This is a genomic window from Nocardioides lianchengensis (assembly GCF_900101465.1).
In the GTDB taxonomy this organism is placed as follows: domain Bacteria; phylum Actinomycetota; class Actinomycetes; order Propionibacteriales; family Nocardioidaceae; genus Nocardioides; species Nocardioides lianchengensis.
In genome coordinates, this window is record NZ_FMZM01000002.1 from 289,432 (window position 1) to 304,559 (window position 15,128).

Here is a 15,128-nt window from a genome sequence, read left to right on the forward strand (position 1 = left end):
TCACGCACGCGGCCTTCTCCATGTCACGACCGTCCGCAGAAGAGGTGCGCGTGAGCGACGTCAACCCGGTCCAGCCCGACGAGACCCCCACCGCACCGCCCCCCGTCTCCTCCTCCCGCGTCGACAGCGAGTACGACGCCTCCGCGATCCAGGTCCTCGAGGGCCTCGAGGCGGTCCGCAAGCGCCCGGGCATGTACATCGGCTCGACCGGCGAGCGCGGCCTGCACCACCTGATCTGGGAGATCGTGGACAACGCGGTCGACGAGGCGCTGGCCGGCCACTGCGACCGGATCGTCATCACCCTGACCGAGGACGGCGCGATCCGCGTCTCCGACAACGGCCGCGGCATCCCGACCGACACCGCGCCCGGCCAGGAGATGCCCGCCGTCACGATGGCCCTGACCCTGCTCCACGCGGGAGGCAAGTTCGGCGGCGGCGGCTACAAGGTCTCCGGTGGTCTGCACGGCGTCGGCGTCTCGGTCGTCAACGCGCTCTCCGACCACCTCGTGGTCGAGGTGAAGAACCGCGGCCACCTGTGGCGCCAGGCCTTCAGCCTGGGCGTGCCGGACGCCGACCTCGAGCAGGTCCGCCCGCTGGAGCCCGGTGAGGAGAGCGGCACCACGGTCACCTACTGGGCCTCGCCGACGATCTTCGAGACGACGACGTACTCGCTCGAGACGATCACCCACCGCATCCGCGAGATGGCCTTCCTCAACAAGGGTCTCGAGATCGTCGTCCGCGACGACCGCCCGGCGGCCGGCGACATCGCCGAGGCCGTCGCCGACTCGACCATCGACCCCGAGGTCGACGGCGGGCCGACCGGGATCAAGAAGGGCGAGGGCGGCGGCCTCGAGCAGGTCTTCAAGTTCGACCGCGGCCTGGTCGACTTCGTCGAGCACCTCAACCGCAGCAAGCAGATCGCGAACCCGACGGTCATCTCCTTCGAGGCCGAGACCCCGGAGTCGCAGGAGAACCACATGTCGCTCGAGGTGGCGATGCAGTGGAACACCTCGTTCACCGAGTCGGTGCACACCTTCGCCAACACCATCAACACCCACGAGGGCGGCACCCACGAGGAGGGCTTCCGCGCGGCCCTGACCTCACTGGTCAACAACTGGGGCGGCGTGTGGGGCTTGATGAAGAAGCCCGAGGACCGGGTCACGGGTGACGACATCCGCGAGGGCCTGACCGCGATCATCTCGATCAAGCTCGGCGAGCCGCAGTTCGAGGGCCAGACTAAGACCAAGCTCGGCAACACCGAGGCCAAGGGCTTCGTCCAGCGCCTGGTCAACGACCAGCTCGGCGCCTGGTTCGAGGAGAACCCGGCCGAGGGCAAGGACATCGTCCGCAAGAGCCAGGCCGCGGCCCAGGCCCGGATCGCGGCCCGCAAGGCCCGCGACCTGGCCCGCGGGCGCAAGGGACTGCTCGGCGGCGGCGGCCTGCCCGGCAAGCTGTCGGACTGCCAGTCGACCAACCCCGCCGAGTGCGAGGTCTTCATCGTCGAGGGCGACTCGGCCGGCGGCTCGGCCCGTCAGGGGCGCGACCCGCGCATCCAGGCGATCCTCCCGATCCGCGGCAAGATCCTGAACGTCGAGAAGGCGCGCATCGACAAGGTCCTGGGCAACCAGGAGGTGCAGTCGATCATCTCCGCGCTGGGCACCGGCATCCAGGAGGAGTTCAACGAGGAGAAGCTGCGCTACCACAAGGTGGTGCTGATGGCCGACGCCGACGTCGACGGCCACCACATCAACACCCTGCTGCTGACGCTGCTCTTCCGCTTCATGCGCCCGCTCATCGAGCACGGCTACGTCTACATGGCCCAGCCCCCGCTCTACCGGCTGCGCTGGAACAAGCCGGCCGAGCACGAGTTCGTCTACTCCGACGCCGAGCGCGACGCGCTGCTGCGCGACGGCCAGGCCGCCGGCAAGAAGCTGCCCAAGGAGAACCCGGTCCAGCGCTACAAGGGTCTCGGCGAGATGAACGCCAAGGAGCTGTGGGAGACCACGATGGACCCCGACCAGCGGCTGATGCTGCAGGTCACCCTGGACGACGCGGCGCACGCCGACGAGATCTTCTCGATCCTGATGGGCGAGGACGTCGAGCAGCGCCGCTCCTTCATCCAGCGCAACGCCAAGGACGTTCGATTCCTGGATATCTAGCTCTCTAGCGAGATCCCTAGATTCCAGTAGAGCCGACGAGAGAGACCGAGAACGTGACTGAGACCCCCACCCCCGGCGGCCGGATCGAGCCGGTCGAGCTGCAGACCTCGATGCAGCGCGCCTACATCGACTACGCGATGGCCGTCATCGTCGGTCGCGCGCTGCCCGACGTACGCGACGGGCTCAAGCCGGTGCACCGCCGCGTGCTCTACGCGATGTACGACGGGGGCTACCGCCCCGACCGCGGCTTCTCGAAGTGCTCGCGCGTCGTCGGCGATGTCATGGGTCAGTACCACCCGCACGGCGACACCGCGATCTACGACACCCTGGTCCGCCTCGCCCAGCCCTGGGTGATGCGCGCGCCGATGATCCAGGGCCAGGGCAACTTCGGCTCCCCGGGCAACGACGCCGCCGCAGCCATGCGGTACACCGAGTGCCGGATGGCCCCGCTGGCCCTCGAGATGGTCCGCGACATCGACAAGGAGACCGTCGACTTCCAGCCCAACTACGACGGCCGCTCGCAGGAGCCGGTCGTCCTCCCGTCGCGGATCCCCAACCTGCTGGTCAACGGCTCGGCCGGCATCGCCGTCGGCATGGCCACCAACATCCCGCCGCACAACCTGCGCGAGGTGGCCGAGGGCGCGACCTGGGCCCTCGAGCACCCCGACGCGACCCGCGAGGAGCTGCAGGACGCGCTCATCGAGCGGATCAAGGGCCCCGACTTCCCGAACGGCGCCCTGATCACCGGCCACACCGGCATCGAGCAGGCCTACCGCACCGGCCGCGGCTCGATCACCCAGCGCGCGGTGATCGAGGTCGACGAGGACAGCAAGGGCCGCACCTGCCTGGTCATCACCGAGCTGCCCTACATGGTCAACCCGGACAACCTGGCGCTGAAGATCGCCGAGCTCGCCGACACCGGCCGGGTGCAGGGCATCTCCGACGTCCGTGACGACACCTCCGACCGCACCGGGCAGCGCCTGGTGGTCGTGCTGAAGCGCGACGCCGTCGCACGGGTGGTCCTCAACAACCTGCTCAAGCACACCGAGCTGCAGACCAACTTCAGCGCCAACATGCTGGCCCTGGTCGACGGCGTCCCGCGGACGCTGTCGATCGACCAGTTCATCTCCAACTGGGTCACCCACCAGCTCGAGGTCGTGCGCCGTCGTACGGAGTTCCTGCTCCGCAAGGCCGAGGAGCGCGCCCACATCCTGCGTGGGCTCGTCAAGGCGCTCGACGCCCTCGACGAGGTCATCGCCCTGATCCGGCGCTCGCCCGACGTGGCCGAGGCCCGCGTCGGCCTGATGCAGCTGCTCGAGATCGACGAGCTGCAGGCGACCGCGATCCTCGACATGCAGCTGCGGCAGCTCGCCGCCCTGCAGCGCCAGAAGATCATCGACGAGCTCGCCGAGATCGAGCTGCAGATCGCCGACTACGAGGACATCCTGGCCAACGTGTCGCGCCAGCGGCAGATCGTGGTCACCGAGCTGGGCGAGATCGTCGAGAAGTACGGCGACGACCGCCGCACGCAGATCATCGCGGCCGACGGGGACCTCTCGATGGAGGACCTGATCCCCGACGAGGACCTCGTCGTCTCGATCACCCGCGGCGGCTACGCCAAGCGCACCCGGGCCGACCAGTACCGCACCCAGAAGCGGGGCGGCAAGGGCGTACGCGGCGCGACCCTGCGCGGCGACGACGTGGTCGAGCACTTCATCTCGACCACCAACCACCACTGGCTGCTGTTCTTCACCACCGCCGGGCGGGTCTACCGCACCAAGGCCTACAACCTCCCCGAGGCGTCGCGGGACGCGAAGGGCGGGCACGTGGCCGGCCTGCTGAGCTTCCAGCCGGACGAGAACATCGCCCAGGTGCTGGCCATCCGCGACTACGAGCAGGCGCCGTACCTCGTCCTGGCGACGCGCAGCGGCCTGGTCAAGAAGACCCGCCTCGGCGACTACAACAGCCCGCGGCAGGCCGGTGTCATCGCGATCAACTTCCGCGAGGAGGACGACGTGCTGATCGGGGCCGAGCTGGTCAGCGGTGACGACGACATCCTGCTGGTCTCCCGCAAGGGCCAGGCCATCCGGTTCCGTGCCGACGACGGCCAGCTGCGCCCGATGGGTCGCGCGACCTCGGGCGTCACGGGCATGAAGTTCAAGAGCCCCGAGGACTCCGTGCTCTCCATGTCGGTGATCCGCGCGGCCCAGGTCGCGGCCGAGGAGGCCGCCGGGCTCAGCGAGGAGACCGAGGACTCCGCCGACGTCGAGGCGACCAGCGAGCAGGTCGCCGAGGTGAAGCCGCAGTACGTCTTCACCATCACCGACGGTGGCTTCGCCAAGCGCAGCCGGATCAGCGAGTACCGCATCACCGGTCGCGGCGGGCTCGGCGTCAAGGCGATGACCCTGGCCAACGAGGACCGTGGCGGCCTGGTCGGCGCCTTCATCGTCGAGGACGGCGACGAGGTCCTGTCGATCACCCAGGCCGGCCAGGTGGTCCGCAGCCCGATCAACGCGGACTTCCGCCCGACCGGCCGCTCGACCCAGGGCGTGCGCTTCGTGACGCCCAAGGGCAAGGACTCCGTCGCGGTCGTCGCCCGATCGGTCGAGGCCAAGGTCGACGAGGCCGAGGAGGAGGACGCGCTCGCTGAGTCGTCCGATGTGGACGCGGATGCAACAATCGATGCGACCACGACGACGGACCAGCCCGGGGATGAGGACGCATGACGGACCGTTCAGCCGAACGCGCCCCGGCGCGACCGGCCCGTGACGCGGGCCGCGAGCGCTCCAGCGACGAGACCGCCGTACGACCGCCCCTGAAGGAGCGGGTCCAGGCCAAGCTCGGCAGCGCGGCTGACGAGCACAAGGCGAATTCCGCGCCGGAGTCGACCAAGGCGGCGAAGAAGGCCGCCCGGGGCGGGCGTCCGCCGCGGCGGGCCCGGCTCCGTCTGACCCGGATCGACCCGTGGTCGGTGATGAAGACGTCGTTCCTGCTCTCGATCGCCTTCGGCATCGTCACGATCGTGTCGGTGCTGATGGTCTGGAGCGTGCTCGACGCCGCCGGCGTCTGGGACTCGATCAACACCTCGGTCCGCGACATCCTCGGCGGCGACACCGCCCAGGACTTCGACGTCGAGAACTACGTCGGCACCTCGCGCGTCGTCGGCTTCACGATGCTGATCGCCGTGGTCGACGTGGTGCTGCTGACCGCGATCGCGACTCTCGGGGCCTTCCTCTACAACATGGCTGCGGCCCTCCTGGGCGGCATCGAAGTCACCCTGGCCGAGGACAACTGACCTGCGGCTTCCTCGTTTTGTCGGGCTCCTCAGGGGTGGGGTAGTGTCACCCCTCGGTCGCCCGGCGACCGCCTCCGGCCCTGGCCGGGAGCGGGCCTATAGCTCAGACGGTTAGAGCGCTTCCCTGATAAGGAAGAGGTCACAGGTTCAAGTCCTGTTAGGCCCACCAGCACCACCCCGCCCCGCGCACCAAGGAGCCGCTGTGAAGAAGCTCGTCCTCCTCGCGCTGGCCGCCGCCGGCGCCGTCCTCGCCAAGAAGAAGATCGACGAGGGCAAGGCCGAGCAGGCCCTCTGGGCCGAGGCCACCGACGCGGTCACTCGCAAGGCCTGACCGCCCACCCTGCTTCACCACGAGGGGCCTTGGCGCAATTGGTAGCGCACCTGCTTTGCAAGCAGGGGGTTAGGGGTTCGAGTCCCCTAGGCTCCACCAGTTCCTGACAGCGCGGCGTACTCCGCCGGGTCGTGGGCGGAGAAGACCGTGACGTCGTCACGGTGCGCGGCGTACAGCTCGCGGAGCCGCTCCTGGTTGCTGTGCCGCAGGTGCGAGTCGGCCTGCGTGAGGCTCTGGAAGAGGCGGAGTCCCGGCGGGCAGGTGCGTGGTGTCTCCTTCTCGCCCGCCGCGAAGTAGGCGTCACCGGCGTGCAGCAGCCATCCACCTCCGGGCCGGGCCACCGCCACCGCGCTGTGGCCGCGGCTGTGGCCGGCCAGCGGGACCAGCAGGACGTCGTCGCCCAGGACGGTGACCGACTCCAGGCCGAGCCAGGAGTCACCCGCGGTGTGGTGGCGGACCCAGCGCGGCCCGTGGGCCCACTGGGGGGAGCGGTAGCGGCCGCGCTCCTTCAGGGTGGGGTGCAGGGCCGCGTCCAGTTCGGCGGCGTGCACGTGGACCCGGGCGAACGGGAAGTCACCGATGCCGCCGGCGTGGTCGAGGTCGAGATGGGTGAGGACGACGTCGGTGACGTCGGCGGGATCGTGGCCCAGCCGGCGCAGCTGGGCGATCGCGGTCTCGGCCGGGTCGAGGACCGGGCGCAGGATCGCCCGGAACGGCTGGCCGAGCCGCCTCGGGTCCGCAAGGTCGCCCGTGCCGAAGCCGGTGTCGACGAGGAGCAGGCCGTCGGGCCGCTCGACGAGCAGGCAGTGCGCGACCACGGTCCTCGGCATCGCGCGACCACCGAAGGTCAGCGCGGGGCGGAAGGACGCGCAGTTCAGGTGGGTGACGCTCACGGGGGCATCGTGACGGCCGACAGGCGTCTAGTCCAGGGCGGGCAAGAGTGAGGAACCGTCTCACAGAAGGTCCGCGAGCCCTAGCATCCGAACACGTGGACTCCCATCTGAAGAAGAACCCTCTGCGACGCGGCCTCGTGGCCGCCCTGGCCGCTGCGGCCCTCCTCGTCCCGGTCGTCTCGGCCGGACCGGCCGCAGCCGTGCCGGACGACGGGCGTGGCGTCGTCGTCGTCAAGGTCGTCGACCAGGCCGGCAAGCCGGTGACCGCCATCGTCGAGCTGTACAAGTCCGGCGAGGCCGACCCCGATGGACTGACCGGGACCTTGACGCCGCCCAACACGACCACGTTCGATGCCACCGAGGTGGGTCGGTACGGCGTGAGCACCATGAGCCCCTGGGGCGGCCTGAGCTGCCACGGAGTCACCCCGTGCAACTACCTGGGGATGCAGGGCGCGCCGGGTGCCACGACCGTGTCGGTCCCCGGCGTCCTCCCGGTCACCGACTCCGAGACCCCGGCCGTCTACACCGTCCGTCTGGCCGCGCCCGGGACGATCACCGGGACGGCCGCCGTCGGCAAGCGCCTGACCATGACCTGGTCGCCGACCATGAAGAACCTCATCGACACCTACACCCTGGTGGGCGCCGGTGCGCTCGCCCCCGGCGTCCAGTGGCTCCGCGACGGCGTGGCGATCCCGAACGCGATCGGCAACACCTACGACCCGACCGGGGCCGACGCGGGACGCGTGGTGTCCGCTCGGCTGAGCTACCCGAGCTCGGTCGTCCTGGTGCCGGGGGCCGGCTTCGATGCCGCCCCCCGCACCATCGGGGGTCGGAGGGTCGCCCGGGCCACGAGCGTCACCACCGTCGACGTCTTCCGCAAGAAGGTCGTGCAGGGCCGCTCGCCGGGTCTGCGAGTCGACGTGACGGCCGGCGACCTGCCCGCCACCGGCAAGGTCAAGATCAAGATCGGCAAGCGCACCTACCAGAAGACGCTGCGCAACGGCTCGGCGCGGGTGCCGGTCCCGGGCACGCTCAAGCCGGGTCGCTACAAGGTCGTCGCCACCTACCTGGGCAACGCGTCGTACAGCGCCTCGAAGGGCACCGGTCGTTTCTCGGTCGTGCGCAAGGGCTGACGCACCCGAGCTCGGGCACCCCCGCGCCCTGCGGGGGTGCTCGACGCCGCACCCGGACGACGCCCGAGTCGCCGGCCTCCCTCCTGGAGCACTCGATGAAGAACCCTCTACGCCGGCGTGCCGCCGTCGTGATCGCATGCGTCCTCGCCTCGACCCTCGGCGCCCTTCCGGCAATGGCCGAGGAAGGTGATGGCAAGGGCTCGCTGCGCGTCACGATCCTCGATCCCACCGGTGCGCCGGTCGACGCCCAGCTCTTCCTGATGAAGCAGGGGGCGGGTCCCGGCAGCGGCGGTCTCAACGGCGTGCGGGTCGCGCCGGGGACCTTCGACTTCGTCGACGTCCCCGCCGCTCGGTACGGCGCCTACACCATGTCGCCCTGGGGTGGCATGACCTGCGCCGGGATCGATCCGTGCGACTACTTCGGCCTGCAGGCCGAACCCTCCCCGGTCTCGGGAGCCGTGACGGTGGACGACGTCGAGACGCCCGCCCGGCTCACCATCCGCCTGGCCCCTCCCGCGGCCGTCAGCGGGTCGCGGGTGATCGGCCAGCGGCTGCGGGTGACCTGGTCCCCGCAGATGGCCACGATGATCGCCGAGCTGAGCGCTTCCGGAGGGATCGCGCTGCCGACCGTGCAGTGGCTCCGGAACGGCGTGGTCATCCCACACGAGCTCGGGGTCACCTACGAGACGACCCGCGCCGACCTGGGTCGCGTCCTGAGCGTGCGGCTCTCCTACCCGGCGGGCAGCTTCTGGGACCACCGGAGCGAGGACTGGTCGCCCCGCACGGTCGTCGGCGGAAGGATCGCCAAGATCACCAGCGGTACGACGGTCGACGTGTTCCGCAAGAAGGTCCTCCCGGGCCGCACACCCGGCATCCGGGTCGAGGTGAGCGCCGGGAACCTGCCCGCGACCGGCAGGGTGCGGATGAAGCTCGGCCGGCTCACCGTCACCAAGACGCTGCGCAACGGGTCGGCACGGTTGGCGGTCCCGCGCAGCCTGAAGCCACGTCGCTACCGGGTCGTCGCGACCTACCTCGGGAGCTGGTCGTCCAGCCCCTCGACGGGGACCGGCACGTTCAAGGTCGTTCGCCGGCGCTGATCCACCGGTCGAGCCGTCGGGGCACCCCCGTAACCTGAGGGGGTGCCCCGACTGCTCGCCCCACGCTTCTGGGGCGCGCACCTGCTGGCGCTGGTCCTCGTCGGTACGGCGTGCCTGCTGGGCTACTGGCAGTACGACTCGTGGCAGGAGCGCCGGGCCGCGGAGGCCGCGGACCTGAGCGATCTCGAACCCGAGCCGCTCACCGACGTGCTCGGTCCGGACGACCCCTTCCCGGGCGACAAGGTGGGGCAGCCGGTCGAGGTCAGCGGGACCTGGGTTCCCACGGGGACGGTCTACGTCTCCGGGCGCGAGCACGACGGGGTCGACGGCTACTGGGTCGTCACGCCGCTGGCCGTGGGTGCCGCGGACGCGCCCGCGCTGCCCGTCGTACGAGGCTGGGTGGCCGACCCGGGCGAGGCGCCGGCTCCGCCGAGCGGTACGACGGACCTGGTGGCCTGGCTGCAACCGACCCAGGGCACCAACGAGGTCGACACCGACCGGAGCGACGACATCCTCCCGCAGGTCCGCACGGCCGACCTGATCCAGCGCGTCGACCAGGACCTGTACGGCGCCTACGGCGTCGCCACCGAGCCCCTCGACGGGCTCGAGCCCGCCACCCTCGAGCAGCTGCCCCCGGCCGGCACCTTCACTGCGCTGCGCAACCTGCTCTACGCGATCGAGTGGTGGGTCTTCGGCGCGTTCGCGGCCTTCATCTGGTGGCGCTGGGTGCGCGACGTCACGCGCGCGGAGGACGACGCCGAGTCCGCCGGGACCCAGCCGGAGCCCGACCCGGTACCGTCGGAGCCGTGAACCGGAACCTCGCCGCCTACCGGGTGATGGCCTCGATCGTCGGCGTCCTGCTGATCGTGCTGATCCTGGTCGGCGTACCGCTCGCCAACTTCGACGGGTCCGGCATGTGGGGCGTCTTCGGGGCCACGCCCTCCCTGGTGACGCCCGGTTCCGACGTCCAGCAGGTCGGCGAGGCGATCACCGAGTACCTCGGGGTCGCCCACGGGTGGCTCTACATGATCTTCCTGGTCAGCGCCTTCCTGCTGGCCCGCAAGGAGGCGTGGGAGCCGTCCTTCACCATCGTCACGCTGGTCTGCGGCACCATCCCGGTGCTGAGCTTCTGGGCCGAGCACCGGGCGACCAGGCGGGTCCGCCTCCAGGCCGCCGCCGACGCGCACGCCGACCAGCCGGTGACCTGAGCCCATGACCACCGCGTTCGTGCTCGGAGGCGGTGGCGTGCTGGGTGCGGTCGAGGTCGGGATGCTGCGTGCGCTCCTCGAGCGCGAGATCGTCCCCGACCTGGTGCTGGGCACCAGTGTCGGCGCCCTCAACGGTGCCCTGGTCGCCCGCGAGCCCGCGCTCCCGGTCATCGAGCGGATGACCGACCTCTGGCGCACGGCCAACGACGCCGGTCGCCAGGTGTACGGCGACAAGCCGCTGCGCACCGTGCGCCGCGCCGTGTCGAGCGGCGGCACCCACCTCTACTCCTCGAAGCCGCTGAAGCAGCGGCTGGCCGACGAGCTCGGTGACGTCACCTTCGAGGAGCTGCCCGTCCGCTTCCAGGTCTGCGCTGCAAGCATCGAGCGGGCGGCCGAGCACTGGTTCAGCACCGGACCGGTCGTGGACGCCGTGGTGGCGAGCGCCGCCGTACCCGGGCTGCTGCCGCCGGCCGAGGTCGACGGGGAGCACTACCTCGACGGCGGCATCGTGAACTCGATCCCGCTGGGCCGGGCCGTCGCGCTCGGGGCGACCCGGGTGTTCGTCCTCCAGGTCGGCCGCTTCGACCGGCCGCTGTCCGTCCCGCGCCGGCCGTGGGAGGTCGCCCGGGTGTCCTTCGAGATCGCCCGACGGCACCGGTTCGTGCGCGAGCTCGACGAGCTGCCCGCCGGCGTCGAGGCGCACGTGCTCCCCGCGCGCGGCACGTCCACCCGCGACGACACCTTCCTCGGCAGCAAGGACTTCTCGACCGTCCAGCAGCGGATCGACGCGACGTACGACGCCTGCGCGGCGTACCTCGACGGGCCGGGCTGAGCCGTGCTCATCTGGGCCGTGCGTCGCTTCGTGGTCGCGCCGGCCGTAGTCGGCCTCACCGTCTTGATGTGGGTCTCGCTGCCGCTGTGGCTGGTGGGGGCCGCGGCGCTGTCGCCGCTGCTGCCCGGACGGTGGCGGGCGCTGCGCGTGCTCTGGCTGGTGGTCTTCTACCTGAGCATCGAGACGGTCGTGCTGCTGATCATGTGGGGCGCCTGGTTCGCCTCCGGCTTCGGCCGGACCATCCGCCGTCCCTACTGGGAGGGGATCCACTACGACCTGGTGCAGGGCGTGATGTGGGTGTTCTTCCGCGAGGCCAAGCGGGTGCTCCGGCTGAGCATCGAGACCGACGGGCCAACGCCGGACGCGCACCCCGGGGTCCCGATCCTGGTCTGCTGCCGGCACGCGGGACCCGGCGACTCGTTCACCCTCATCCACGCGCTCATGCACTGGTACGGCCGGGAGCCGCGGGTGGTCCTGAAGGACACCCTGGCCTGGGACCCGATGTTCGACGTGGTGCTCAACCGGATCCCGGCCCGCTTCATCACCCCGAACCCGGCCGAGGGCGAGGACCTCGAGTCGCAGATCGCCGCGCTGGCCGACGGGCTCGACGAGAACGACGCGTTCGTGATCTTCCCGGAGGGCGGCAACTTCACCCCGCGGCGTCGGGACCGGGCGATCGCCCGGCTGCGCCGGATCGGCATGGAGCGGATGGCCGAGCGGGCCGAGTCGATGATCCACGTCCTCGCGCCCCGGCCGGGCGGCTTCCTCGCGGCACTGGACGCGGCGCCCGACGCCGACGTCGTCCTGGTCGCGCACACCGGGCTCGACCACCTGCTCACCGTCGGCGACGTGTGGCGCGAGCTGCCGATGGACAAGCGGATCGTGATGCGGTGGTGGCAGGTGCCGCGCGCCGAGATCCCCGAGGACCGCGCCGAGCGGATCGACTGGCTCTTCGGGTGGTGGGAGCGGATCGACCTCTGGATACAGCAGAACCGGCCCGAGGATCTCCCCTCGGACCGGTCCTGACCTGCTCTGCTGCTACTTCTTGCCCTCGTCGATCGAGACGACCTCGGCCGGCTCGTCGGGCGTGGTCACGTCGTGGGCGCCCTCCGCCTGGTCGGCGATGGCCTCGTCGGGGGCCGCACCCGCCGGGTCGTCGGCCGGGGTGACCCGGGGGGCACCCGGTGCCTTCGGGGAGGTCGGGCCCGCCGGCGGCGGGGCCGGGACGTACGACGACTGCCAGCTGTCGCTCTGCTTGCCGCCCTGCAGCTTCTTGGCCGCGTAGCCGACGCCGCCGGCGACGATCGCGAACAGCGCGATCTTCTTCAGCTTGCCGCCCTTCTTCTTCGGCGGCTCACCCTTCAGCTCGGCGACCTTCTGGTCGGCGAGATCCTTGACGGCGCTCGCCTTCTCACCGGCGATCGCAGCGCCGGAGGCGATCAGCGGCACCGCGCGGGCGCGTGCGTCCGCGACGACCGGTCCCGCCTTGTCCTTCGCGTCGCTGGCCGCCGCGGCGGCCCGGACCCGGGCGTCGGCGAGCGCGGGGCCCGCCTTCTTCTGGGCGTCGTGCAGGGCCGGCCGGGCGGTGTCGTTGACAAAGTCCTCGACGACGTCGACGGCCTGCGCGAACGCGGCCTCCACCTGGGGGCGGACCGAGTCGACGTAGTCCGAGGCCTGGTCGAGGAGGCTCTTCTTCTTGCGGAGACGCATCGCGTCACTTCCTCTCGTTCGGTCGTTGCCATTCGATCATGTCGCGCAAGCGGCGACCTGGGCGGCGAGCACCCACTCCGAGGGGATGCTTGCGGACCGTGCGAGGATCGACGAGGCACGACGAGAGATCGTCGTGCCCTCCGCAGTACCCACTTACCCCCGCGTCGTCACACCAGAAGGGCAGTCATGGCTGACCAGCAGGCCATCCTCCACACCAACAAGGGCGACATCGTCATCACGCTCTTCCCGAACCACGCGCCCGAGACGGTCGCCAACTTCGTCGGCCTGGCCACCGGCGAGAAGTCGTACGACGCGGGCAACGGCAAGACCGGCCCGTTCTACGACGGCCTCGGCTTCCACCGGGTCATCGACGGCTTCATGATCCAGGGCGGCTGCCCGCTCGGCACCGGCACCGGTGGCCCGGGCTACACGTTCAAGGACGAGCCGCACCCCGAGCTCACCTTCGACAAGCCCTACCTGCTCGCGATGGCCAACGCCGGCCCGGGCACCAACGGCTCGCAGTTCTTCGTCACCGTCGGGGCGACGACCTGGCTGAACTTCAAGCACACGATCTTCGGCGAGGTCGCCGACCAGGCCTCGCGCGACGTCGTCGACGCGATCGCCAAGGTCAAGACCGGTCCGATGGACCGCCCGGTCGAGCCGGTCGTGTTCGAGTCGGTCGAGATCGTCAACGCCTGACCCTCTCCGTCCGTGACCCAGCCTCCGATGCCCCAGGCCGGGGTGCCCACGTGTTACCGGCACCCCGGCCGGGAGTCGCACATCCGCTGCCAGCGCTGCGGCCGGCCGATCTGCCCCGACTGCATGCGCGACGCCGCCGTGGGCTTCCAGTGCCCTGAGTGCGTCGCGGAGGGCCGTCGTACGACCCGCCAGGCCCGCACGGCGTACGGCGGGCTCCGGCCCACCAACGCCTCGATCACCACGATGGTGCTGATCGGCCTCAATGTGGCCGTCTTCGCGATGATCCAGCTGACCGGGCGCTACGGCTCCCGGCTCTACGAGCTCTTCGCGCTCACCCCCACCGGCACGTGCAGCGTCAGCGACGGGTCGGGGTACTTCCCCGGCGTCACGTCGGAGGGACTGTGCAGCACCGTCGCCGGGACCCGCTGGGTGCCCGGCGTGGTCGACGGCAGCTACTGGCAGCTGGTCACCACGATGTTCACCCACGTGGAGATCTGGCACATCGGCCTGAACATGCTCGCGCTCTACATGCTCGGTCCGCAGATCGAGCTCGCGGTGGGCCGGGTCCGGTTCCTCGCCCTCTACCTGCTGTCCGGCCTGGCCGGCTCGGCGCTGGTCTATTGGCTCGCCGATCCGGAGGGCTCGACCGTCGGAGCCTCGACCGCGGTCTTCGGCCTGATGGGCGCGCTGCTCGTCATCGCCCACAAGGTCGGCGGCGACGTGCAGCAGATCCTGCTGCTGCTCGCCGTCAACGCGGTGATCACCTTCACCATCCCGAACGTCTCCTGGCCCGGTCACCTCGGCGGCTTCCTGGGCGGGGTCGTCATCTCGGGCGTGCTCGTCTACGCGCCCCGCGGGCCACGGCGCGCGGCCTTCCAGGCCTGCGGTCTGGTCACCGTGACCGCGCTCCTCGCGCTCGCGGTCATCGCCCGGTCGGCCGCACTGGCCTAGACCGAACCGCGCCCCCAGGAATCGAGCCCTGGCCTCCCGGATACCGGGGGGCCAGGGCTTCGTCGTGTGCACCCCCGTGTTCTCCACAGCTGTGGAACAACATGTGGAGAACTACACCGATGTAGTTCTCCACAGGCTTGTCCCCAGGTGTGCAAAAACCGCCCGCCACCAGGGAGGTGACGGGCGGTGCGGGTCGTGCTGATCGCGGAGCCAGGACGGGTCTCGTCATCCCCGTCCCGGCTTCGTTCCTCAGCCGCGGGTCTGCTCGACCTTCGCCGGCGACGGCAGCTCGCTCCTTCGTCGCGACCTGCCTGCCGGCTCACTCCCAGCGCGTGGCGAAGGTGAAGCCGATCGCCATGAAGCCGATGCCGACGAAGAGGTTCTTCTGGCCCAGGTCGTTGAGGATCGGGATGCCGCCGGTGTCGGCGGAGTCGCTGAACACGTAGAACGTGCAGATCCAGATCAGGCCGATCAGGAAGCAGCCCAGCATGCCCACCACGACGCCGCGGCCGCGGCCGAGCGGGGTGGAGGGGTGGGCCGAGACGGCCAGGCCCAGCAGCAGGGCGCCGAAGCCGATCAGGTAGTTCCAGTCGCCGAGGTCGGCCATGAACTTCGGGCTGCCGGCGTCGGGCACCGGGATCGCGGTGGGATCGACCCGGACGGCGATGTAGTAGTACGCCATCCAGGCGATGCCCAGCACGATCAGCACCAGCGCGACGACGAACCGTGCCGAGAGCACGGGCCCACGGGCCGGGTCGGCAAAGGTCGGGGTGGCCTTCGACTTGGACACTGGTCTTGCTCCTCGGTTCGCGACGCGCCC

15 protein-coding genes and 2 tRNA genes are annotated in these 15,128 nt (G+C 70.6%); 14 read left to right on the plus strand and 3 right to left on the minus strand.

Translation table 11 applies throughout. The features are described from left to right. The first annotated feature begins 20 nt into the window (after positions 1-20). The 6 genes from gyrB to BLT76_RS04930 all read left to right on the plus strand — a co-directional run bounded on the left by gyrB (position 21) and on the right by BLT76_RS04930 (position 5,884). Positions 21-2,159 (plus strand): DNA topoisomerase (ATP-hydrolyzing) subunit B, encoded by a 2,139-nt coding sequence (gene gyrB / locus BLT76_RS04910; protein WP_090852159.1) that lies wholly within the window; start codon positions 21-23, stop codon positions 2,157-2,159. A gap of 53 nt (positions 2,160-2,212) precedes the next feature. Further along, complete coding sequence (gene gyrA / locus BLT76_RS04915; RefSeq protein WP_090851578.1) at positions 2,213-4,885, plus strand: DNA gyrase subunit A; 2,673 nt, start codon at positions 2,213-2,215, stop codon at positions 4,883-4,885. Next, a complete protein-coding gene (locus tag BLT76_RS04920) occupies positions 4,882-5,454 on the plus strand; it encodes a DUF3566 domain-containing protein (protein WP_090851581.1) in 573 nt (190 codons plus the stop codon). The genes gyrA and BLT76_RS04920 overlap by 4 nt, the downstream gene beginning before the upstream one ends. Positions 5,455-5,546: 92 nt before the next feature. Further along, positions 5,547-5,623: transfer RNA gene (locus BLT76_RS04925), tRNA-Ile, on the plus strand. A gap of 33 nt (positions 5,624-5,656) precedes the next feature. Beyond that, entirely contained in the window at positions 5,657-5,785 is a 129-nt protein-coding gene (locus BLT76_RS26115; RefSeq protein ID WP_211752724.1) for a DLW-39 family protein, read from the plus strand. A gap of 23 nt (positions 5,786-5,808) precedes the next feature. After that, positions 5,809-5,884: transfer RNA gene (locus BLT76_RS04930), tRNA-Ala, on the plus strand. Here BLT76_RS04930 and BLT76_RS04935 read toward each other — a convergent pair. Further along, entirely contained in the window at positions 5,872-6,678 is an 807-nt protein-coding gene (locus tag BLT76_RS04935; RefSeq protein WP_170866935.1) for an MBL fold metallo-hydrolase, read from the minus strand. The two genes, BLT76_RS04930 and BLT76_RS04935, sit on opposite strands and share 13 nt — an antisense overlap. 95 nt (positions 6,679-6,773) lie before the next feature. On the opposite strand from BLT76_RS04935, the gene BLT76_RS04940 reads away from it, so the two are divergent. The 6 genes from BLT76_RS04940 (at position 6,774) to BLT76_RS04965 (ending at position 11,974) form a co-directional block, all read left to right on the plus strand. Continuing rightward, positions 6,774-7,811, plus strand: coding sequence for an Ig-like domain repeat protein (locus BLT76_RS04940; protein WP_090851584.1), 1,038 nt, complete (start codon positions 6,774-6,776; stop codon positions 7,809-7,811). 173 nt (positions 7,812-7,984) lie between these two features. Continuing rightward, positions 7,985-8,908 (plus strand): hypothetical protein, encoded by a 924-nt coding sequence (locus tag BLT76_RS04945; protein ID WP_090851586.1) that lies wholly within the window; start codon positions 7,985-7,987, stop codon positions 8,906-8,908. 42 nt (positions 8,909-8,950) lie between these two features. Further along, on the plus strand, positions 8,951-9,718 hold the full coding sequence (locus BLT76_RS04950) for an SURF1 family protein (protein WP_090851590.1): 768 nt from the start codon (positions 8,951-8,953) through the stop codon (positions 9,716-9,718). After that, complete coding sequence (locus tag BLT76_RS04955) at positions 9,715-10,116, plus strand: DUF3817 domain-containing protein (RefSeq protein ID WP_090851592.1); 402 nt, start codon at positions 9,715-9,717, stop codon at positions 10,114-10,116. Before BLT76_RS04950 ends, BLT76_RS04955 begins: the two co-directional genes overlap by 4 nt. A 4-nt stretch (positions 10,117-10,120) precedes the next feature. Then, the gene (locus BLT76_RS04960) at positions 10,121-10,948 is read left to right on the plus strand and encodes a patatin-like phospholipase family protein (protein ID WP_090851595.1); all 828 of its coding nucleotides are present in this window, start codon (positions 10,121-10,123) and stop codon (positions 10,946-10,948) included. A 3-nt stretch (positions 10,949-10,951) separates the two neighbouring features. Then, positions 10,952-11,974 (plus strand): 1-acyl-sn-glycerol-3-phosphate acyltransferase, encoded by a 1,023-nt coding sequence (locus BLT76_RS04965; protein WP_244509263.1) that lies wholly within the window; start codon positions 10,952-10,954, stop codon positions 11,972-11,974. A gap of 12 nt (positions 11,975-11,986) precedes the next feature. Here BLT76_RS04965 and BLT76_RS04970 read toward each other — a convergent pair whose 3' ends face one another. After that, positions 11,987-12,658, minus strand: coding sequence for a hypothetical protein (locus tag BLT76_RS04970; RefSeq protein ID WP_090851598.1), 672 nt, complete (start codon positions 12,656-12,658; stop codon positions 11,987-11,989). Between the two features lie 186 nt (positions 12,659-12,844). On the opposite strand from BLT76_RS04970, the gene BLT76_RS04975 reads away from it, so the two are divergent. Beyond that, positions 12,845-13,357, plus strand: coding sequence for a peptidylprolyl isomerase (locus BLT76_RS04975; RefSeq protein ID WP_090851602.1), 513 nt, complete (start codon positions 12,845-12,847; stop codon positions 13,355-13,357). A 12-nt stretch (positions 13,358-13,369) separates the two neighbouring features. After that, positions 13,370-14,308, plus strand: coding sequence for a rhomboid family intramembrane serine protease (locus tag BLT76_RS04980; protein WP_090851605.1), 939 nt, complete (start codon positions 13,370-13,372; stop codon positions 14,306-14,308). A 319-nt stretch (positions 14,309-14,627) separates the two neighbouring features. Here the strand turns inward: BLT76_RS04980 and BLT76_RS04985 are convergent, their stop codons facing one another. Beyond that, a complete protein-coding gene (locus BLT76_RS04985) occupies positions 14,628-15,098 on the minus strand; it encodes a cell division protein CrgA (RefSeq protein ID WP_090851608.1) in 471 nt (156 codons plus the stop codon). Positions 15,099-15,128 lie beyond the last annotated feature (30 nt).